General features: G+C 60.5%; 16 protein-coding genes. 9 read left to right on the top strand and 7 right to left on the bottom strand.

Features of this window, described 5'->3' with window-relative positions:
- The 9 genes from murD to lpxC all read left to right on the top strand — a co-directional run bounded on the left by murD (nt 1) and on the right by lpxC (nt 10,501).
- Nucleotides 1-1,347 (top strand): UDP-N-acetylmuramoyl-L-alanine--D-glutamate ligase, encoded by a 1,347-nt coding sequence (murD, locus tag M5G26_RS26800; RefSeq protein ID WP_273916951.1) that lies wholly within the window; start codon nt 1-3, stop codon nt 1,345-1,347.
- The gene (gene ftsW / locus M5G26_RS26795) at nt 1,344-2,561 is read left to right on the top strand and encodes a putative lipid II flippase FtsW (RefSeq protein ID WP_016987575.1); all 1,218 of its coding nucleotides are present in this window, start codon (nt 1,344-1,346) and stop codon (nt 2,559-2,561) included. Before murD ends, ftsW begins: the two co-directional genes overlap by 4 nt.
- Nucleotides 2,551-3,621 (top strand): undecaprenyldiphospho-muramoylpentapeptide beta-N-acetylglucosaminyltransferase, encoded by a 1,071-nt coding sequence (gene murG / locus M5G26_RS26790; protein ID WP_064392864.1) that lies wholly within the window; start codon nt 2,551-2,553, stop codon nt 3,619-3,621. The genes ftsW and murG overlap by 11 nt, the downstream gene beginning before the upstream one ends.
- On the top strand, nt 3,614-5,074 hold the full coding sequence (gene murC / locus M5G26_RS26785) for a UDP-N-acetylmuramate--L-alanine ligase (RefSeq protein ID WP_038361090.1): 1,461 nt from the start codon (nt 3,614-3,616) through the stop codon (nt 5,072-5,074). The genes murG and murC overlap by 8 nt, the downstream gene beginning before the upstream one ends.
- Nucleotides 5,071-6,030, top strand: a complete 960-nt coding sequence (locus M5G26_RS26780; protein WP_273916950.1) for a D-alanine--D-alanine ligase — start codon at nt 5,071-5,073, stop codon at nt 6,028-6,030. Before murC ends, M5G26_RS26780 begins: the two co-directional genes overlap by 4 nt.
- A 4-nt stretch (nt 6,031-6,034) precedes the next feature.
- A complete protein-coding gene (locus tag M5G26_RS26775; RefSeq protein WP_134177978.1) occupies nt 6,035-6,901 on the top strand; it encodes a cell division protein FtsQ/DivIB in 867 nt (288 codons plus the stop codon).
- A 15-nt stretch (nt 6,902-6,916) separates the two neighbouring features.
- The gene (gene ftsA, locus M5G26_RS26770) at nt 6,917-8,176 is read left to right on the top strand and encodes a cell division protein FtsA (protein ID WP_273916949.1); all 1,260 of its coding nucleotides are present in this window, start codon (nt 6,917-6,919) and stop codon (nt 8,174-8,176) included.
- 104 nt (nt 8,177-8,280) lie between these two features.
- A complete protein-coding gene (gene ftsZ / locus M5G26_RS26765; protein WP_007916986.1) occupies nt 8,281-9,477 on the top strand; it encodes a cell division protein FtsZ in 1,197 nt (398 codons plus the stop codon).
- A 112-nt stretch (nt 9,478-9,589) separates the two neighbouring features.
- On the top strand, nt 9,590-10,501 hold the full coding sequence (gene lpxC, locus M5G26_RS26760) for a UDP-3-O-acyl-N-acetylglucosamine deacetylase (protein ID WP_007916984.1): 912 nt from the start codon (nt 9,590-9,592) through the stop codon (nt 10,499-10,501).
- Between the two features lie 148 nt (nt 10,502-10,649).
- Here lpxC and M5G26_RS26755 read toward each other — a convergent pair whose 3' ends face one another.
- From M5G26_RS26755 to M5G26_RS26725, 7 genes are all read right to left on the bottom strand, one after another.
- The gene (locus M5G26_RS26755; RefSeq protein ID WP_273916948.1) at nt 10,650-12,155 is read right to left on the bottom strand and encodes a sensor domain-containing diguanylate cyclase; all 1,506 of its coding nucleotides are present in this window, start codon (nt 12,153-12,155) and stop codon (nt 10,650-10,652) included.
- Nucleotides 12,156-12,297: 142 nt separating this feature from the next.
- Entirely contained in the window at nt 12,298-13,614 is a 1,317-nt protein-coding gene (locus M5G26_RS26750) for an OprD family porin (RefSeq protein ID WP_273916947.1), read from the bottom strand.
- Nucleotides 13,615-13,808: 194 nt separating this feature from the next.
- Nucleotides 13,809-14,030, bottom strand: coding sequence for a hypothetical protein (locus M5G26_RS26745; RefSeq protein ID WP_016986472.1), 222 nt, complete (start codon nt 14,028-14,030; stop codon nt 13,809-13,811).
- 313 nt (nt 14,031-14,343) lie between these two features.
- Entirely contained in the window at nt 14,344-15,708 is a 1,365-nt protein-coding gene (locus M5G26_RS26740; RefSeq protein ID WP_273916946.1) for a heavy metal sensor histidine kinase, read from the bottom strand.
- Nucleotides 15,698-16,375: a heavy metal response regulator transcription factor gene (locus M5G26_RS26735; protein WP_007916978.1), complete on the bottom strand. Its 678-nt coding sequence runs from the start codon at nt 16,373-16,375 to the stop codon at nt 15,698-15,700. The genes M5G26_RS26740 and M5G26_RS26735 overlap by 11 nt, the downstream gene beginning before the upstream one ends.
- 9 nt (nt 16,376-16,384) lie before the next feature.
- The gene (locus tag M5G26_RS26730; RefSeq protein WP_273916945.1) at nt 16,385-19,486 is read right to left on the bottom strand and encodes a multidrug efflux RND transporter permease subunit; all 3,102 of its coding nucleotides are present in this window, start codon (nt 19,484-19,486) and stop codon (nt 16,385-16,387) included.
- Nucleotides 19,483-20,643: an efflux RND transporter periplasmic adaptor subunit gene (locus M5G26_RS26725; RefSeq protein ID WP_273916944.1), complete on the bottom strand. Its 1,161-nt coding sequence runs from the start codon at nt 20,641-20,643 to the stop codon at nt 19,483-19,485. The genes M5G26_RS26730 and M5G26_RS26725 overlap by 4 nt, the downstream gene beginning before the upstream one ends.
- Between the last annotated feature and the right edge of the window lie 226 nt (nt 20,644-20,869).

Below are 20,869 nucleotides of genomic sequence, written 5' to 3'. Positions count from 1 at the left end.
GTGTCTCTGATCGCTTCTGACCACTTCCGCATCGTTGTCGGCCTCGGCAAGAGCGGCATGTCCCTGGTTCGCTTTCTGGCGAACCGGGGCACGTCGTTTGCTGTGGCGGACACGCGGGAAAATCCACCGGAACTGGCCACGCTCAAGCGTGACTATCCGCACGTGGAAGTGCGTTGTGGCGAGCTGGACGTCGAATTCCTGTGCCGCGCCGACGAGCTCTACGTGAGCCCCGGCCTGGCGCTGGCGACCCCGGCCCTGCAAGCCGCTGCGGCCCGTGGCGTGAAACTGTCCGGCGACATCGAGCTGTTCGCGCGTAACGCGCGGGCGCCGATCGTGGCCATCAGCGGTTCCAACGCGAAAAGCACCGTCACCACCCTGGTCGGCGAGATGGCGGCTGCGGCCGGCAAACGCGTCGCCGTCGGCGGCAACCTCGGCACCCCGGCGCTGGATCTGCTCAGCGACGACGTCGAGCTGTACGTGATGGAGCTGTCGAGCTTCCAACTGGAAACTACCGACCAGCTCAACGCTGAAGTGGCCACCGTACTGAACATCAGCGAAGACCACATGGATCGCTACAGCGGTCTGCCGGCGTACCACCTGGCCAAGCACCGGATCTTCCGTGGTGCCAAGCAGTTCGTGGTCAACCGTCAGGATGCGCTGACCCGTCCGTTGATGGGCGAGGGCCAGCCGTGCTGGACCTTCGGTCTGAGCAAACCGGATTTCAAAGCCTTCGGTATCCGCGAAGAAGACGGTGAGAAATACCTGGCCTTCGAATTCCAGAATCTGATGCCGGTGCGTGAACTGAAGATTCGCGGCGCGCACAACCAGTCCAACGCCCTCGCGGCGCTGGCGCTGGGGCATGCGGTCGGCCTGCCGTTCGACGCCATGCTCTCGGCCCTGCGCACGTTCGCCGGCCTCGAACATCGCTGCCAGTGGGTCCGTGATCTCAATGGCGTGGCGTATTACAACGACTCCAAAGCGACCAACGTTGGCGCCGCATTGGCCGCCATCGAAGGCTTGGGCGCGGACATCGACGGCAAGGTCATCCTGATCGCCGGTGGCGATGGCAAGGGTGCCGAATTCAACGATCTGCGTGATCCGGTGGCGGCCAACTGCCGCGCCGTGATCCTGATGGGCCGTGACTCCGACAAGATCGGCGATGCCATCGGTGATGCCGTGCCGTTGATTCGCGCGACCTCACTGGTCGACGCCGTTGCGCAATGCCGCGCCGCCGCCCAACCGGGTGACGTCGTGCTGCTGTCGCCGGCCTGCGCTAGTTTCGACATGTTCAAGAATTACGAAGACCGTGGTCACCAGTTCGTCCGCGCTGTGGAGGATCTGGCATGAGTCTGTTCAATATCATCAAGCCGTACCCGTCGCCGATCATCACCGGACGCGGCATCGATCTCGATTTCCCGATGCTCGCCGGTTGCCTGGCGCTGCTCGGTCTCGGCCTGATCATGATTGCCTCGGCGTCCACCGAAGTGGCAGCCGCGCAGTCGGGCAGTCCGCTGTATTACATGATTCGCCACCTTATTTATGTGGTGCTGGGCCTGGGCGCGTGCATCGTCACCATGATGATCCCGATCGCCACCTGGCAACGCCTCGGCTGGCTGATGCTGATCGGTGCGTTCGGCTTGCTGGTGATGGTGATCATCCCCGGCATCGGTCGCGAAGTGAACGGTTCGATGCGCTGGATCGGTTTCAGCTTCTTCAACGTGCAGCCGTCCGAGATCGCCAAAGTATTCGTGGTGATCTACCTCGCCGGTTATCTGGTGCGGCGTCAGAAGGAAGTGCGCGAAAGCTGGATGGGCTTCTTCAAGCCGTTCATCGTGCTGCTGCCGATGGCCGGTCTGTTGCTGATGGAGCCGGACTTCGGGGCCACCGTAGTAATGATGGGTGCTGCGGCGGCCATGCTGTTCCTCGGTGGGGTCGGACTGTTCCGCTTCTCGCTGATGGTGGTGTTGGCGGTCGGGGCCGTGGTCTTGTTGATTCAGATGCAGCCGTATCGTATGGCGCGTCTGACCAACTTCGCTGACCCGTGGGCTGACCAGTTCGGCGCCGGTTATCAATTGTCGCAAGCGTTGATCGCCTTCGGTCGCGGTGAATGGCTCGGCGTCGGTCTGGGCAACAGCGTGCAGAAGCAGTTCTACCTGCCGGAAGCGCACACCGACTTCGTGTTCTCGGTATTGGCCGAAGAACTCGGCGCGGTGGGTTCGCTGTGCACCGTGGCGCTGTTCGTGTTCGTGTGTATTCGCGGCATGTACATCGGCTTGTGGGCGGAGAAAGCCAAACAGTTCTTCGCCGCTTATGTGGCGTACGGTTTGTCGTTCCTGTGGATTGGTCAGTTCCTGATCAATATCGGTGTGAACGTCGGCCTGTTGCCAACCAAGGGTCTGACCTTGCCGTTCCTCAGTTATGGCGGCAGTTCGCTGGTGATCTGCTGTGCCTGCCTTGGCTTGTTGCTGCGGATCGAGTGGGAGAGTCGAACCCACCTAGGCAGTGAAGAGATGGAATTCCATGAGAGCGACTTCGCCGAGGAGCCGAATCATGGGCGCTAACGTATTGATCATGGCCGGCGGTACCGGCGGCCACGTGTTCCCGGCGCTGGCTTGTGCCCGCGAGTTTCAGGCGCGCGGCTACACCGTTCACTGGCTCGGCACGCCACGCGGAATCGAAAACGAACTGGTGCCGGCCGCAGGGCTGGAGCTGCACCGGATCAACGCCACCGGCCTGCGCGGCAAGGGCAAACTGTCGCTGCTCAAGGCGCCGTTCATGCTGCTGAAATCGGTATGGCAGGCGCGGGCGATCATTCGTCGCTTGAAGCCAGTGTGTGTGGTCGGCTTCGGTGGTTATGTGACTGGCCCTGGTGGTCTTGCCGCGAAACTGGCCGGCGTGCCGGTGATCGTTCATGAGCAGAACGCCGTGGCCGGCACCGCCAATCGGTTGCTGGTGCCGTTCGCCGCCCGGGTGTGTGAAGCGTTCCCCGACACCTTTACTCTGTCGGACACCCGCCGTACCACCGGAAATCCGGTGCGCAGCGAGCTGTTCCTCGACACATCGCGACCTGCGCTGGCCGGTCGCAAAGCACGTTTGCTGATCCTCGGCGGAAGCCTGGGCGCAGAACCGTTGAACAAGTTGCTGCCTGAAGCCCTGGCCCAAGTCGCTGCCGATTTGCGCCCGGAAGTGTTTCATCAGGCCGGCAAAAACCACGATGAAGTGACTGCAGAGCGCTACCGCGCCGCCGGCGTGGACGCGCAGGTGCAGCCGTTCATCAAAGACATGGCCCAGGCCTATGGCTGGGCTGACCTGGTGGTGTGCCGCGCAGGCGCGTTGACCATCAGTGAGCTGGCTGCCGCCGGTCTGCCCTCGATGCTGGTGCCTTTGCCCCACGCGATCGACGATCACCAGACCCGCAACGCCGATTATTTGGCCCGTGAAGGCGCTGCCTTCCTGATGCCGCAAAGAACGACTGGTGCCGCGGACCTTGCCGCGCGCCTGACAGAGGTCTTGATGCAACCGCAACGACTCGAAGATATGGCCCAAGCGGCCCGCCGTCTGGCGAAACCCGATGCCACCCGTAGCGTGGTCGATACCTGTCTGGAGGTGGCTCATGGTTGAGAATCAGAAAGCCATGCCGCAACCGGAAATGCGCCGCATCCGTCGCATCCACTTCGTCGGCATCGGCGGCGTGGGCATGTGCGGCATCGCCGAAGTGTTGTTGAACCTGGGCTACCAAGTGTCCGGTTCCGACCTGAAAGCGTCGCCGGTGACCGAGCGTCTGGAATCGTTCGGCGCGCAGATTTTCATCGGCCACCGTGCCGAGAACGCCGCTGCCGCCGACGTGCTGGTGGTGTCGAGCGCTGTAAATACCTCGAACCCGGAAGTGGCGAACGCGCTTGAGCGTCGTATTCCGGTGGTGCCGCGTGCCGAGATGCTTGCCGAACTGATGCGCTATCGCCACGGCATCGCCGTCGCCGGTACGCACGGCAAAACCACCACCACCAGCCTGATCGCTTCGGTGTTCGCCGCTGGTGGTCTGGACCCGACGTTCGTTATCGGTGGTCGTCTGAATGCAGCGGGCACCAATGCCCAGCTCGGCACCAGCCGTTACCTGATCGCCGAAGCCGATGAAAGCGATGCGAGTTTCCTGCACCTGCAACCGCTGGTGGCCGTGGTCACCAACATCGACGCCGACCACATGGCGACCTACGACGGTGACTTCAACAAGCTGAAGAAAACCTTCGTCGAGTTCCTGCACAACCTGCCGTTCTACGGTTTGGCAGTGATGTGCCTGGACGATCCGGTGGTGCGGGAAATCCTGCCGCTGGTGAAACGTCCGACCGTAACTTACGGCTTCAGTGAAGACGCTGACGTCCGCGCGATCAATATTCGCCAGCAAGGCATGCAGACGTTCTTCACCGTGCTGCGCCCGGATCGCGAGCCGCTGGACGTATCGGTGAACATGCCCGGCAACCACAACGTCCTCAACTCGCTGGCGACCATTTGCATCGCCACCGACGAAGGCGTCAGCGATGAAGCCATCGTTCAGGGCCTCTCGGGTTTCCAGGGTGTTGGTCGACGCTTCCAGGTTTACGGCGAACTGCCAGTGGACGGCGGCAACGTGATGCTGGTCGATGACTACGGTCACCACCCGACCGAAGTCGCTGCAGTGATCAAAGCCGTGCGCGGTGGCTGGCCGGAGCGCCGTCTGGTGATGGTGTATCAACCGCACCGCTACAGCCGCACCCGCGACCTGTACGACGACTTCGTCAATGTACTGGCCGACGCCAACGTGCTGCTGCTGATGGAAGTCTATCCGGCCGGTGAAGAGCCGATCCCTGGCGCCGACAGCCGCAAACTGTGCAACAGCATCCGCCAGCGCGGTCAGCTCGACCCGATCTACATCGAGCGTGGCGTCGATCTGGCGCCGCTGGTCAAGCCACTGCTGCGCGCGGGCGACATCCTGCTGTGTCAGGGCGCTGGTGATATCGGCGGTCTCGCGCCGAAGCTGTTGAAAAGTGAATTGTTCGCTGGCGCCGTGGCGGCGTCGGTCGAGGGGAAGTTGAAATGACTGCTGCCTACGCCAACCTGTTCTCCACTATCGCGCCGAAAGACTTCGGCCGTGTCGCCGTGCTCTTTGGCGGCCTGAGTGCCGAGCGTGAGGTTTCGCTGAAATCCGGTAACGCCGTGCTCGACGCACTGCAAAGCGCTGGCGTGGACGCGTTTGGCATCGACGTTGGCGACGACGTTCTGCAACGTCTGCTCAGCGAAAAGATCGACCGCGCCTTCATCATTCTTCACGGCCGTGGCGGTGAAGACGGCTCCATGCAGGGCCTGCTCGAAGTGGCGGGCATTCCGTACACCGGCAGTGGCATTCTGGCCTCCGCACTGGCCATGGACAAACTGCGCACCAAGCAGGTCTGGCACAGCCTCGGGATTCCGACGCCGCGTCACGCCGTGCTGTGCAGCGAAGCCGATTGTATTTCGGCCGCGACGGAACTGGGCTTCCCTTTGATCGTCAAACCGGCGCATGAAGGTTCAAGTATCGGGATGGCCAAAGTGAGTTCTGCGTCCGAGTTGATCGACGCATGGAAAGCGGCCAGTACCTACGATTCGCAAGTCTTGGTTGAGCAATGGATTCAAGGTCCGGAGTTCACCATCGCCACCCTGCGTGACCAGGTGTTGCCTCCTATTGCCCTGGGTACACCGCACACGTTCTACGACTACGACGCCAAGTACATCGCCAACGATACCCAGTACCGCATTCCGTGCGGGCTGGATGCCGCCAAGGAAAAGGAACTCATGGATCTCACGGCCAAGGCTTGTGAGGCGCTGGGTATTGCCGGTTGGGGCAGGGCGGACGTGATGCAGGACGCCGACGGGCAGTTCTGGTTCCTGGAAGTGAACACCGCACCGGGCATGACCGATCACAGTCTGGTACCGATGGCCGCGCGTGCGGCCGGTCTGGATTTCCAGCAACTGGTTCTGGCCATTCTGGCCGCCAGTGTTGAAGACGCTCGAGGTTAAGACGATGCAAGGCGCTCAGCTCAGACATCAGCCTCCCGCACCCGGCCGCAAGCCGGTGCCGCGGGGTGCCAGCCGAATGGTGGCGAAAGAGCCGATGTCCGCGCGCCTGCCGAAAGCCAATTTTGGTTTTCTGAAAAGTCTGTTCTGGCCGGTGCTGCTGGTGGCGCTGGGCTTTGGTACTTACGAAGGCGCGCAGCGTTTGCTGCCGTACGCCGACCGGCCGATCGCCAAGATCGCCGTGCAGGGCGACCTGAGCTACATCAGCCAGCAAGCGGTGCAGCAGCGAATCGCCCCGTATGTGGCGTCGAGCTTCTTCACCATCGACCTGGCCGGTATGCGCACCGAGCTTGAGCAGATGCCGTGGATCGCCCACGCCGAAGTCCGTCGCGTGTGGCCGGACCAGGTGGTGATCCGCCTCGAAGAGCAGCTGCCAGTGGCGCGTTGGGGCGACGAGTCGTTACTGAACAACCAGGGCCAGGCGTTTACGCCAAAGGAGCTGGCGAACTACGAACACCTGCCACAGCTGTTCGGCCCACAACGGGCTCAGCAGCAAGTCATGCAGCAGTATCAGGTGCTGAGCCAGATGCTGCGGCCGTTGGGCTTCTCGATTGCGCGCCTGGAATTGCGTGAACGCGGGAGTTGGTTCCTGACCACCGGTGCCGGCAGTTCCGGCCCCGGCATCGAGCTGCTGCTGGGACGCGGCAACCTGGTGGAAAAGATGCGCCGTTTTATCGCCATCTATGACAAGACACTTAAAGACCAGATTACGAACATTGCGCGCATCGATCTGCGCTACGCCAACGGCCTCGCTGTTGGCTGGCGGGAACCAGTAGCGCCGACGACAGCCCAACCCGCTGTCGCAAAGAATTAAGAAGAGGCAGGACCCATGGCAAACGTGCAAAGCGGCAAAATGATCGTCGGTCTCGATATCGGCACCTCCAAGGTGGTGGCGCTGGTCGGCGAGGTCTCCGGCGACGGCTCGCTGGAAATCGTCGGGATCGGTACCCACCCGTCCCGTGGCCTGAAGAAGGGCGTGGTGGTCAACATCGAGTCCACCGTGCAATCGATCCAGCGCGCGATCGAAGAAGCCCAACTGATGGCGGGCTGCCGCATTCACTCGGCGTTCGTCGGCGTGGCGGGCAATCACATCCGCAGCCTGAACTCCCACGGCATCGTCGCGATTCGTGATCGCGAAGTCAGCTCGGCCGACCTTGAGCGCGTGCTCGACGCCGCTCAGGCCGTGGCGATCCCGGCTGACCAGCGCGTGCTGCACACCCTGCCGCAGGATTACGTGATCGATAACCAGGAAGGCGTACGCGAGCCACTGGGCATGTCCGGCGTGCGTCTGGAAGCCAAGGTTCACGTGGTCACCTGCGCCGTCAACGCTGCACAGAACATTGAAAAATGTGTGCGTCGCTGCGGTCTGGAAATCGACGACATCATTCTCGAGCAACTGGCCTCGGCCTACTCGGTGCTGACCGACGACGAGAAAGAACTGGGCGTGTGCCTGGTCGACATCGGCGGCGGCACCACCGACATCGCGATCTTCACTGAAGGCGCGATCCGCCATACCGCGGTGATCCCGATTGCCGGTGATCAGGTGACCAACGACATCGCCATGGCGTTGCGCACCCCGACCCAGTACGCCGAAGAGATCAAGATTCGCTACGCCTGCGCCCTGGCGAAACTGGCCGGTGCCGGTGAAACCATCAAGGTGCCGAGCGTCGGCGACCGTCCACCGCGCGAACTGTCGCGTCAGGCCCTGGCCGAAGTGGTCGAGCCGCGTTACGACGAACTGTTCACCCTGATCCAGGCCGAGCTGCGTCGCAGCGGCTACGAAGACCTGATCCCGGCCGGCATCGTCCTCACCGGCGGTACGTCGAAGATGGAAGGCGCCACTGAACTGGCCGAAGAAATCTTCCACATGCCGGTACGCCTCGGTGTGCCGCACGGTGTGAAAGGCCTGGATGACGTGGTGCGCAACCCGATTTATTCCACTGGCGTTGGCTTGTTGATGTACGGCCTGCAAAAGCAGTCCGACGGGGTTTCGTTCTCCGGCATCGGCAGCCGCGACAGCTACAGCAACGAAGAACCACAGGCGCCGTTGCTGGACCGATTGAAGAAGTGGGTTCAAGGCAACTTTTAAAAGCAGCTGGAAGCGACAAGCTTCGAGCGGCAAGCAGTAGCAGTAGATGCACCGCAACAAAAATGCAGTAGGCGAAAAAACTAGAGAATGTAAGGAGAGGGAAAATGTTCGAACTCGTAGACAACATCCCCGCAAGCCCGGTAATCAAAGTTATCGGTGTTGGCGGTGGCGGCGGCAACGCTGTCAATCACATGGTCAAGAGCAACATCGAAGGCGTTGAATTCATCTGCGCCAACACGGATGCTCAAGCGCTGAAAAACATCGGCGCGCGTACCATTCTGCAACTGGGCACCGGCGTGACCAAAGGTCTGGGCGCTGGCGCCAACCCTGAAGTAGGTCGTCAGGCCGCTCTCGAAGATCGTGAGCGCATTGCCGAAGTCCTGCAGGGCACCAACATGGTGTTCATCACCACTGGCATGGGCGGCGGTACCGGTACCGGTGCTGCGCCGATCATCGCCGAAGTGGCCAAGGAAATGGGCATTCTGACCGTTGCTGTCGTAACGCGTCCGTTCCCGTTCGAAGGCCGCAAGCGTATGCAGATCGCCGATGAAGGCATCCGCATGCTCTCGGAAAGCGTCGACTCGTTGATCACCATTCCTAACGAGAAGCTGCTGACCATCCTCGGTAAAGACGCAAGCCTGCTGTCGGCTTTCGCCAAGGCTGACGATGTACTGGCCGGTGCCGTTCGCGGTATCTCCGACATCATCAAGCGTCCGGGCATGATCAACGTCGACTTCGCCGACGTACGTACCGTGATGAGCGAAATGGGCATGGCGATGATGGGCACTGGCTGCGCCAGCGGTCCGAACCGTGCACGTGAAGCCACCGAAGCGGCGATCCGCAACCCGCTGCTGGAAGACGTGAACCTGCAAGGCGCACGCGGCATCCTGGTGAACATCACCGCCGGTCCTGACCTGTCCCTGGGTGAGTACTCCGACGTGGGTTCGATCATCGAAGCCTTCGCTTCCGAGCACGCGATGGTCAAGGTCGGTACTGTTATCGATCCGGACATGCGTGACGAGCTGCACGTGACTGTGGTTGCCACTGGTCTGGGCGCGAAAATCGAGAAGCCTGTCAAGGTCATCGACAACACCGTTCACACCTCCATGGCTTCCGCCCAGGTGCAACAACCGGCTGCGGCCCGTCAGGAAGCGCCAGCGGTCAACTACCGTGATCTGGACCGTCCGACCGTCATGCGCAACCAGGCTCAGGCCGGTGCTGCGGCTGCCGCGAAGATGAATCCGCAAGATGATCTGGACTACCTGGACATCCCGGCTTTCCTGCGTCGTCAGGCCGATTGATGGAATGTATCAGGGCTATGAAGGTGATTGGTGTTCAGCAAAGGCATGGTCTGCTATCATCGCCAGCCTTTGTTGATACCAGTTCGCAATTTGCGCTGAAGCGGCCCAAGCCATGATTAAACAACGCACACTGAAAAATATTATCCGTGCCACAGGTGTAGGCCTGCACTCCGGTGAGAAGGTCTATCTGACCCTCAAGCCTGCGCCTGTCGACACTGGCATTGTGTTTTGTCGCGCTGACCTCGACCCTGTGGTGCAGATTCCTGCCCGCGCGGAAAACGTCGGTGAAACCACTATGTCGACGACGCTGATTAACGGCGACGTGAAAGTGGACACGGTAGAGCACTTGCTCTCGGCCATGGCTGGCCTGGGCATCGATAACGCCTACGTCGAGCTCTCCGCGTCCGAAGTCCCGATCATGGATGGCAGCGCTGGACCCTTCGTATTCCTGATTCAATCGGCAGGCCTGGAAGAACAGGACGCCGCCAAGAAATTCATCCGCATCCTGCGTGAAGTGACAGTGGAAGACGGCGACAAGCGCGCCACTTTCGTCCCTTTCGAAGGGTTCAAGGTGAGCTTCGAGATCGATTTCGATCACCCGGTATTCCGGGACCGCACCCAAAGTGCAAGCGTGGATTTTTCCAGCACTTCGTTCGTAAAAGAAGTCAGCCGCGCCCGTACCTTTGGTTTCATGAGTGATATCGAGTACCTGCGCAAGCACAACCTCGCACTCGGCGGCAGCGTTGAAAACGCAATCGTGGTCGATGCCGATGGCGTGTTGAACGAAGACGGCCTTCGCTATGAAGACGAATTCGTGAAGCACAAGATCCTCGATGCCATTGGCGACCTGTACCTGCTGGGTAACAGCCTGATTGGTGAGTTCAAAGGCTTCAAGTCCGGCCACGCACTGAACAACCAGCTGCTGCGCAAGTTGATTGAGCAGACAGATGCCTGGGAAGTGGTGACGTTCGAAGACGCCAGCACCGCACCAATCTCTTACATGCGCCCTGTTGCGGCAGTGTAAGTAAAAAACCTCTCTAGTTTTTTGAAGGCCATCCTCGGATGGCCTTTTTTTATGCCCTTTTACAATCAAAAGATCGCAGCCTTCGGCAGCTCCTACAGGGTGATCGCATTCTCATGTAGGAGCTGCCGAAGGCTGCGATCTTTTGATCTTAATAGCTGACGACGCGGTTACGCCCACCTTCCTTGGCCTGATACAACGCCTTGTCCGCAGCAAACAGCAACTGCTCCAGCGTCATCTCACTCGCCGCTGTCCATGTGGCGATGCCAATGCTCACCGTCATCGGCCGCTCGGCCCCGTCGACCAACGGCAACTGCTCCACCGCTTGGCGAATATGCTCGGCAATCTGCTGCGCGCCATGGCCGTCGGTCTCGGCGAGAATCACCGAAAACTCTTCACCGCCATAACGCGCGACCAGATCCGCCGGTCGCCGCACATTGTCCGTGATGACCTTGGCCAGGGTCTTCAACGCCTGATCCCCGGCCTGATGCCCATGTCGATCATTGAATGCCTTGAAGTGATCGGCATCAATCATCATCACCGACATCGGTTTGCCCGAGCGTTGGGCGCGAAACCACTCGTGACGCAGTGCCTGATCGAGCATTCGCCGGTTGGCCACACCGGTCAGAGCATCGGTGGCAGCCAGTTGCGCCAGTTCGCGCTCGGCCCGTTGGCGCAAACGCAACTCGCGGGCCAACAGCCAGGTCAGCCAAAGCAACCCCAAACACAGCACCCCCGTGGCACCGCTGATCAGAATCGCGGTGCGCCGCCAGGTGCCGAACACTTCATCGCTGGATAGCGCAACCATCACCGTCAACGGCAAATTGCCAACCCGCGAATAGGTATAGAGGCGCTGCTGATGATCCATGCTTGAGGTGCTGGTGAAACTGCCGCTGCCATCCTTGTCCCCGAGGATGCGCACGACATTCGGTCGGTTGCCGAAGCTTTTTCCGATGGAATCGCTTTGCAGATAGGGCTTCTGCGCGAGCAGGACGCCGTCACTGTTGATGATGTTCAGCGTGCTGTCTTTGCCGATGTCGAGGCTGTTGAACAACTGATCGAAGTAGTCGAGTTTCATCGACGCCACGGCCACACCAGCGAACTCACCGGTTTCCGAAGAAATCCGTCGACTGAAACTGATTCGCCATTGATTGGCCTCGTCGCAGTCGCAACGGGTCTTGAACGGCCGACTGATAAACATGCCGACATCGCGGTTGAACGCGTGGGCGAGGAAGTAATCGCGGTCGGCGAAGTTGCCCGGTTTCGGCTCGATTCGCGAAGAATCGGCAATCACATTCCCATGTTTGTCGAGCAACAGAATGTCGCCCTTGAAGCGTGCCGTGGTCGAGCGGTCGAACAGCGCCAGATGGCGGATCTGCGGCGAAACGTCTTGCAGGTCATCGCGCTGGGCGGCGGCGATCAGGCCTTGCAATATCAAATCGTATAGCTCGACCGTGCGCAGCACATCGGCGTCGATCAGTTGCGCGATGGTGGTAGCGCTGCGGGTGGCTGATTCCTGAGCATTGGCGTGCTCGCGGATCAGCAGGAACGTGACGATGCACAGAATCGCGATCACGGTCAGCAAACTGCCGCAGATCAGCAGCAGCTCGGGGCGTCCGGTCTTGCCCGCCATGGGTGGGGTACGGCTCGCGATCATGATTGGGCTGTCGGTTGGGGGAGTCTTATAAGCGTAGTAGGCCAAACACCACAGCCGAAGCCAGAAACCATTCCCAATGTGGGAGCAAGCTCGCTCCCACAGGGTGATTCACTGAATTCAAGACGGTGTTATGGCGCCGATCTTAGAAGACGTTGATCGGGTAGTCGATGACCACACGGTATTCATCTGTATCCGAATCAATCACGCCGTAACCGTTGCCACCGCGGTTGGTCGCCCATTGCAAATGCACCGCCAGGTCTTTGGCCTGACCGCTTTGCACCACGTACTGCAAATCGAGATCGCGTTCCCAATGCTTGGCGTTGCGGCCATCGGCGCTGTACCAGTTGGAATAGCCTTTGCTGTCGGGATCAACCTTGGTCAGGTCCACAGTGCCGCGCGAGTAGGACACAGACGAGGTCAGTCCCGGCATGCCGACACCGGCGAAGTCATAGGCGTACTTGAGCTTCCACGAGCGCTCGTTCGGGCCGTTGAAGTCGGAATACTGCTGCGAGTTGTCGAGATAAACGCTGTCGCCCTGGCTGATGTAGTCGAACGGTGTGTTGCCGTTGACCCGCTGATACGCGGCGGTAACGCTGTGATTACCGACGCCAACAGTGAAATGCAGGCTGTAGGTGTTGTTGTCGATGTTGCCCAGCAGGGCATCGCCGGTGTCTTGCGTGTGATAGAAATGCAGGCCCGGGTTGAGGCTGACCAGATCGTTCAACTGCCAGGTGTAATCCAGGTCGTAGTAGTACTGGTTCCAGATGTCCTTCAGCTCGGAGGCATAAAGACTGCTGGTCAGGCCTTCGACACCGCTCCACGCCACGCCGGCCCAGTTCAGGTGCTGGCTCTCATCGCCGTCGGCAAGGGTGCCGTAGGAAGTGCCGATGCGCGTGTGACCGCTCTGGTTGTACGGCTTGGTAAAACTGGCCTGGCCACCTTCGATCAACCAGCCGTCGAAGCTGTGGTTGGTCAGGCTCACACCACGGAAAGTCTGCGGCAGCATGCGTGTGTCACCGCCAGCGATGACCGGGTTGGTGAGAAAGAGATCACCGGCCTTCAATTCGGTATCGAACGCACGCATTTTCAACGTGCCGCCCGCCGTGGAGAACGAACCCGGCGCTTTGCCGCCGTTCTCTCTGACCGGCAGGATGCTCGACCCGTCCGTGCCGCCACCGCCATCCAGCTTCAACCCAAGCATGGCGTGGGCATCAATGCCGAAACCGACCGTGCCTTCGGTGTAACCCGACTTGAAAATCCCGAGGAACCCTTGGCCCCACTCGATGTTGTCGTCCGCTTTCTGCAAGCGGTTGCGATTCATGTAGTAGTTGCGGGCGTTGAGGTTGAGGCTCGAACCTTCGACGAAACCTTCTTTCGCAGGTTCTTCAGCGTGAGCGATGGGGGCAATAGTTGCGGCAATTGCAATGAACAACGGAGTGAAGCGGACTGGGTAACGCACGTGCAATGGAGCTCCTTGGGTCAACTGGCGCCTCTATATCTTGAGGCGCTCGATGTTTCTTGTTGTTACAGACGAACCAAACGGCTTTCAGACCACAACGAAAAAAGGCCGCTGAAAGGCAGCGGCCTGGAATGACGACGGTTGAACGGGAAGAGCCAAACAACCGCGTCGAGGGAAACGGTGCGGTGCGCGACTCAGCTGTCTTTTTCCAGCGATTGAGCCTGGGAAGTTGCAGCCTGAGGGGCCTGCGTCGCGTCTTTGGCCTTGGCCATCATTTCTGCCTGATGCTGGTCATACGCTTGAGCGCGCGCGGTGTTCTGCGCCACGAACGCGTGGGATTCTTCAGCCATCGCCATTGGCGACAGGATCAATGAGGACAAAACAAAAGCGCTGGCAATACCCATACTGTTGGACATCTTGAAAACCTTCTCGCTTGGCGAGTGCTGTTTGGTGCGGGCAAAGATAAGGTTGCCGGGCGTAGGGAAACAGCGTGATTTTCATAAATGACTGTTACAGCAGGAGCAAAAATCACCCCCTCACCCCAGCCCTCTCCCGGAGGGAGAGGGAGCTGACCGAGGTGTCTGGCGTTGTACATCGACGTGAAAGATCGAGTCGATTATGGATTCGGTGAATCAAGATCAGGTCGGTGCACATTTGCAGCATCCCCCAATCAGTCCCCTCTCCCTACGGGCGGTCCGACGTTTCGGGAGGGTTAGGGTGAGGGGCTTTTCAGACCGGTAAATAAATCCCGAAGGTATTCATCCCCCGATCACTGCGCACAAACACATCTCCGCCATGCATCAGCGCAATCGCCTTGACGATCGCCAGCCCCAAGCCATGGTTATTGCCACTGTTGCTACGCGACGCATCCACCCGATAAAAGCGCTCGAACAGCCTTGGCAAATGCTCGCTGGCAATCGGCGAGCCGGGGTTGGCCACGCCGATACTCACCTGATGTTCCTCGACCTCGATGCGCACCTCGATCACCTGACCCGCCCCGGTGTGCTGCACCGCATTGCTCAACAGGTTGATCAACGCCCGACGCAAATGCGCGACCTCGATTTGCACCAGCGCATCACCGCTGACCCGCACTTCAACCTGCGCATCTTCAAGGATGAAATCCAGATACTCCAGCGTCGTCGCCACCTCATCCGCCAGCGACGTCGAGGTCAGTTTGGTCGCCTTGTTGCCCTGATCGGCACTGGCCAGAAACAGCATGTCATTGATGATCGAACGCAGCCGCTCCAGCTCTTCAAGATTGGATTGCAGCACTTCGAAATAGTGTTCGGCAGAGCGCCCGCGAGTCAGCGCCACTTGCGTCTGGCCAATCAAATTGGTCAGCGGTGAACGCAGTTCATGGGCGACGTCGGCGTTGAACGATTCCAGTCGCGAATAGGCTTGTTCGACCCGTTCCAGCGTCGAGTTGAATGAGTCGACAAACTGCTCCAGCTCCGGTGGCAGCGGCGACAGACGCAAGCGCCCGGCCCGTAACGGAGGCGCCAGTCGTTGAGCTTCATGGGACAGTTTGATCAGCGGTTTGAGACCAATCCGCGCGACCCAATAGCCCAGCGCCGAAGCCATCAGCACACCGACAATCGCCAGCCCGATCAGCGCGATCAGCAAGTTGTGTTGAGTCTCATGGAAGGTCTCGGTATCAATGCCGATCATGAACCGTAGCGGCGGGCGCTGATCCTTGGCTGGCAACTCGGTCAGCAACACCTTCAGCGGATAAGGATGGTCGGCCAACTGCAGGTCATGCATGCCCAGCGGCCCTTGGGCGAAGGCGCGAATCGCTGTATCGGGCTGACCGTATTCGTATCCCGGATCGCCGCTCACCACCCAGAAACGAATACGTTTGTCCTCTTCGCCGAGCAGCTTCAACTTGGCGTTTATCTTCACCCAGTGCTCGGGCGTACCGAAGCGATTGAGCGCCGATTCGAGCACGCTGTAACGCGCATCCAGCTCGGCTTCCGGCAGTAATCCCAGGCCTTTGTCGACCTGCTGATACAGCGCGCCGCCGATCAACAGAAACACCAGCAGCGCCACCAGCGTGAACATGCCGCTTAAACGCAGGGCAATCGAGTTACTGGACACCACGGCTCTCCAGCACATAACCCATACCGCGAATGGTGTGCAGCAGTTTCTCGTCGAACGGCCCGTCGAGCTTGGCGCGCAGGCGTTTGATCGCGACTTCGACGACATTCGCGTCGCTGTCGAAATTGATGTCCCAGACCATCTCGGCGATGGCGGTTTTCGAGAGGATTTCACCTTGCCGGCGGGCCAACACGCTCAACAGCGAGAACTCTTTGGCGGTCAGATCCAGACGCGTGCCGGCGCGGGTCGCCTTGCGGCTGATCAAATCTATCCACAGGTCGGCGATGCTCACCTGCACCGGTTCATGGCCGCCGCTGCGCCGGGTCAGCGCTTGCAGGCGCGCGACCAGTTCAAGGAAGGAAAACGGTTTGCCGAGGTAATCGTCGGCACCGTCGCGCAGGCCTTTGATGCGGTCTTCGACGCGCTCGCGGGCGGTGAGCATGATCACCGGGGTCTGCTTGCGTGCACGCAATGCGCGCAGCACGCCGAAGCCATCGAGGCCCGGCAACATGACGTCGAGGACGATCACCGCGTAGTCGCTTTCCAGCGCCAGATGCAGGCCCTCGACGCCGTCGCGGGCCAGATCCACGGTGTAACCCTGTTCCGTCAGACCGCGGTGCAGATAGTCCGCGGTTTTTTCCTCGTCTTCGATAATCAGAACGCGCATGACCCTGCCTCAGTCTGTGGTCGCCAATGCCGGTGAGGGCATCGGTTTGGGCCGGTGGAATAGCCGCTCGAGCCATAAGTATATGACCGGCGTGGTGAACAACGTCAGCATCTGGCTGACCAGCAGGCCGCCAACCACCGCGATCCCCAACGGTTGGCGCAGTTCGGCGCCGGTGCCGTAACCGAGCATCAGCGGCAGCGCGCCAAGCAGGGCGGCGAGGGTGGTCATGATGATCGGCCGGAACCGCGTGATGCATGCTTCGAAAATCGCATCCTGCGGCGACAGGCCTCGGTGGCGCTGCGCCTCCAGGGCAAAGTCGATCATCAGGATGCCGTTTTTCTTGACGATACCGATCAGCAACACCAGGCCGATCAAGGCCATGATCGAAAAGTCCTGGCCGCAGATCCATAGCATGATCACTGCGCCCAACCCCGCCGCTGGCAACGTCGAAATGATCGTCAGCGGATGTACGAAGCTTTCATAAAGCACACCGAGAATGATGTACACCGCCACCAGCGCCGCAAGAATCAGCCACGGCTGGCTGGCCAGTGAACTCTGGAACGCCTGCGCTGCGCCCTGGAAATTGCCGCTGATCGCCGTCGGCATGCCGATCTCGGCCTTGGCCTGATTGAGCAGAATCACCGCATCACCCAACGCCACGCCAGGCGCGAGGTTGAACGACAGGTTGGCGGCCGGGAACATGCCGTCATGCGCAATCGACAACGGGCCAATGGTCGGCGCGTCAAATTTGGCCAGCGCTGACAGCGGCACCATCTCGCCACTCAGCGGTGAGCGCAGGTAGAAATAGTTGAGGCTTTCGGCCTTGCCGCGTTGTTTGGTGTCCAGCTCCAGAATCACGTTGTACTGATTGACCTGAGTCTGGAATTCGTTGATCTGCCGTTGCCCGAAGGCATCGTACAGCGCCTCGTCGACATCGCTGGCGGTCAGGCCGAAACGTGCGGCGGCGCTGCGGTCGATGCTGATGTGGGTGATGCTGCCGCCCAGTTGCAGGTCGTTGGAAATATCGCGGAACGCCGGGTTGCTGCGCAGTTTTTCCGTGAGGCGTTGCGTCCATGTGGCGAGGGTCGCGCCGTCGTTACTCTTCAGCACGTATTGGTATTGCGCGCGGCTCGGACCGGAGCTGAGGTTGATGTCCTGGCCGGCGCGCAGGTAGAGGACGATGCCGGGGACTTTCATCAGTTGCGGACGGATACGGTCGATGAACTGGCTGGCGCTGACGTCGCGGTCGCCACGTTTTTTCAGGGCAATCCAGAAGCGGCCGTTGGCGATGGTCTGGTTGCTGCCGGACACACCGACCGAGTGGGAAAACGCCTGCACGGCGGGGTCGGCTGCGACGATTTCGGCCATCGCCAGGTGTTTTTTCACCATGTCACCGTAGGAAATATCCGCAGCGGCTTCGGTGGTGCCGAGTACGAAACCGGTGTCCTGCACCGGGAAGAAACCCTTGGGGATGAAGATGTAACCGCCGATGGCCAGCGCCAGCGACAGACCGAACACGCCAATCATCAATTTCTGATGGGCGAGGGCGCGGCGCAATCCTTTCTCATACCAGCCGAGCAGACGTTCGCTGAAGCCCGGTTTGGCGTGGGCGTGATGCACCGGTTTGCGCATGAACAGTGCGGCCAGTGTTGGCGCCAAAGTCAGCGACACCACCACGGAAATCATGATCGTTGAGGTCGCAGTCAGGGCGAATTCCTTGAACAGTCGCCCGACCACACCGCCCATGAACAGCAACGGAATAAACGCCGCCACCAGCGAGAAACTGATCGAGACCACGGTGAAGCCGATCTCGCCGGCGCCCTTGATCGCCGCTTCGCGCATATCGTCGCCGGCCTCCAGATGCCGGTGGATGTTTTCCACCACCACGATCGCATCGTCGACGACGAAGCCGACCGCGACGACGATCGCCACCAGCGTCAGGTTGTTCAGGCTGAAGCCGAGGATGTACATCAAAGCAAAACTGGCGATCAGCGACACGCCGAGCACCGCCGACACAATCAGGGTCGCCGACAACTGACGCAGGAACAGCGCCATCACCGCCACCACCAGCAGGATCGCGATCAACAGGGTGATCTCGACCTCATGCAGCGAGGCACGAATGGTCTGCGTGCGGTCGATCAGGGTTTTCACTTGCACCGAGGCCGGCAGCATCGCTTCGAGGCCGGGCAGGGCGGCTTGAATGCGGTCGACGGTTTCAACGATGTTCGCGCCGGGCTGGCGCGAGATCACCAGGTTCACCCCCGGGCGATCACCGGCCCAGGCTTGCACGTAGGCATCTTCCGAACCGTTGACCACTTTGGCGACATCACGCAGGTGAACCGGGGCGCCATCCTTGTAGGAAACGATGAGTTGGCTGTAGTCCTCGGGGTGGAACAACTGGTCGTTGGTCGACAGTGTCGAGATGCTTGATTCGCCGTACAGCGCCCCTTTGGCGAGGTTGAGGCTGGTCTGCTGAATCGCCAGTCGGATGTCGGCGAGGGTCAGGCCGATCGCCGCCAGTTTGTCCGCCGAGGCTTGTACGCGAATCGCCGGACGTTGCTGACCGGTGATGTTGATTTGTCCCACGCCGTCGATCTGACTGATCTGACGCGAGAGCAGGGTTTCCACCAGGTCGCTGAGTTCGGTGCCGGGCATTTGCGTCGAGCTGACGCTGAGGATCAGCACCGGGCTGTCGGCCGGGTTGACCTTCTTCCACGTTGGCAGCGTCGGCATGTCCTTGGGCAGTTTGCCGGCGGCGGTGTTGATCGCCGCTTGTACTTCTTGCGCGGCGGTGTCGATGCTTTTATCGAGGGTGAATTGCAGGGTCAAAAGGCTGGAGCCGAGCGCACTGCTGGAGGTCATCTGGGTCATGCCGGGGATGGCGCTGAATTGCACCTCCAGCGGCGTGGCCACGGACGAGGCCATGGTGTCGGGGCTGGCGCCGGGCAACTGTGCGGAAACCTGAATCGTCGGAAATTCCGCTTCCGGCAGAGGGGCAATCGGTAACCGCGGGAAGGCAATCAAACCGACCAGCACCAGCGCGATGGTCAGGAGAATGGTTGCGACCGGGTGATCGATGCACCACGTCGAGACGCCTTTGTGCGCCTTCATGGTTTCGGCTCCGCCTGCACTACCTGCGCCGGCTCGCTCATGACTTGCACCGTTGAACCCGGTTTAAGCCGCGACTGGCCATCGGTGACCAGCACGTCGCCGGCCTTCACGCCTTTGATGATGTCCTGGCCGCTGCCTTGATAAACCATCTGCACTTGCACGGCTTCGACCTTGTCGCCGTTGACCCGGTAAACGAAGTGTTGATCGAGGCCACGTTGTACGACGGTGGGCGGGACCACCAGCGCATCTTTGTCGAGGGCTGTCTGAATTTTTACCGTGACCAGCAGGCCAGGCCAGAGCTTCTGGCTGGCGTTGTCGAATTCGGCCTTGGCGCGGATGGTGCCGGTGTTGGCGTTGATCTGGTTATCGATCAGGGTCAGGTGACCTTCGCCGAGCAGGTTGCCGGTTTCGCCGTCGGTGTCTGCGCCGATGTAGGCCTTGACCTGTGCGCGTTGCGGATCGTTGATCAGGCCTTGCAGGGTCGGCAGCATTTGCTGGGGCAGGGAAAACTCGACGGCGATCGGGTCGATCTGGGTGACGGTGAACAGGCCGGCGGTGTCGGTCATGCGCAGGAAGTTGCCTTCGTCGACTGTGCGAATACCGACGCGGCCGGTGACTGGGGAGCGGATTTGCGTGTAGGAAAGTTGTACTTGCGCGGCGTCGATCGAGGCTTGGTTGCCTTGGGCGGTGGCTTTCAGTTGGTTGACCAGGGCTTGTTGCTGGTCGTAGGTCTGCTTCGAGATGCCGTCGTCGACGGTGAGCAGTTTGTAGCGTTTGAGGTTGACCAGGGCGACTTGCAGTTGCGCCTGGCTTTCGCCCAGTTGGGCGCGGGCCTGATCGAGGCTGGCGCGGATGGAGCGGTCGTCGATGGTGGCCAGCAGGTCGCCTGCTTTGACGAGTTGGCCTTCTTTGACGAGGATTTTGGTGAGGATGCCGTCGATCTGGGGGCGCACTACGACGCTGTGTAATGAGAGGACGGAGCCGATGCCGCTGGTGTAGCGGGGGACGTCTTTTGCGCTGACCGCTATGACTCGCACCGGGATTGCTGTGGGGGTGGCGAGTTTGGTCGGGGCGGGTTTCAGGGCGTACCACAGACCTGCGCCTGCGAGGACGATCAATAGGGTGGCGAGCAGGGCTTTGTTCTTTTGGATTCGCATGCGGGGTGGGCGCCGGACGGAGTTTGGGCAGGGTTAGGGTCTTTATAAACTTGTTTGGGGGTCAGGAGGGTGACGGCTAGCTGTCGGCGCTGTCAGTTTCGTTGGGTACATATCCGTTGTTGCGGTAACGGCGGCTTAGGGTTCCGCCCTTACGGCGGGTCACTTTTTCCAGACGCCCGGAGTGCCGGCCCAGAAAAAAGTAACCAAAAAGGCTTGCTCCTGCGTG

The organism is Pseudomonas sp. TNT2022 ID642, from assembly GCF_028656995.1.
In the GTDB taxonomy this organism is placed as follows: Bacteria; Pseudomonadota; Gammaproteobacteria; order Pseudomonadales; family Pseudomonadaceae; genus Aquipseudomonas.
This window is presented reverse-complemented; position numbering and strand designations above follow the sequence as displayed.

Excerpts from the sequence above, each read along its gene's own strand:
- ftsW (WP_016987575.1), top strand. The coding sequence starts at position 1,344 with ATGAGTCTGTTCAATATCATCAAGCCGTACCCGTCGCCGATCATCACC.
- murG (WP_064392864.1), top strand. The coding sequence starts at position 2,551 with ATGGGCGCTAACGTATTGATCATGGCCGGCGGTACCGGCGGCCACGTG.
- murC (WP_038361090.1), top strand. The coding sequence starts at position 3,614 with ATGGTTGAGAATCAGAAAGCCATGCCGCAACCGGAAATGCGCCGCATC.
- M5G26_RS26780 (WP_273916950.1), top strand. The coding sequence starts at position 5,071 with ATGACTGCTGCCTACGCCAACCTGTTCTCCACTATCGCGCCGAAAGAC.
- M5G26_RS26775 (WP_134177978.1), top strand. The coding sequence starts at position 6,035 with ATGCAAGGCGCTCAGCTCAGACATCAGCCTCCCGCACCCGGCCGCAAG.
- ftsA (WP_273916949.1), top strand. The coding sequence starts at position 6,917 with ATGGCAAACGTGCAAAGCGGCAAAATGATCGTCGGTCTCGATATCGGC.
- ftsZ (WP_007916986.1), top strand. The coding sequence starts at position 8,281 with ATGTTCGAACTCGTAGACAACATCCCCGCAAGCCCGGTAATCAAAGTT.
- lpxC (WP_007916984.1), top strand. The coding sequence starts at position 9,590 with ATGATTAAACAACGCACACTGAAAAATATTATCCGTGCCACAGGTGTA.
- M5G26_RS26755 (WP_273916948.1), bottom strand. The coding sequence starts at position 12,155 with ATGATCGCGAGCCGTACCCCACCCATGGCGGGCAAGACCGGACGCCCC.
- M5G26_RS26745 (WP_016986472.1), bottom strand. The coding sequence starts at position 14,030 with ATGTCCAACAGTATGGGTATTGCCAGCGCTTTTGTTTTGTCCTCATTG.
- M5G26_RS26735 (WP_007916978.1), bottom strand. The coding sequence starts at position 16,375 with ATGCGCGTTCTGATTATCGAAGACGAGGAAAAAACCGCGGACTATCTG.
- M5G26_RS26730 (WP_273916945.1), bottom strand. The coding sequence starts at position 19,486 with ATGAAGGCGCACAAAGGCGTCTCGACGTGGTGCATCGATCACCCGGTC.
- M5G26_RS26725 (WP_273916944.1), bottom strand. The coding sequence starts at position 20,643 with ATGCGAATCCAAAAGAACAAAGCCCTGCTCGCCACCCTATTGATCGTC.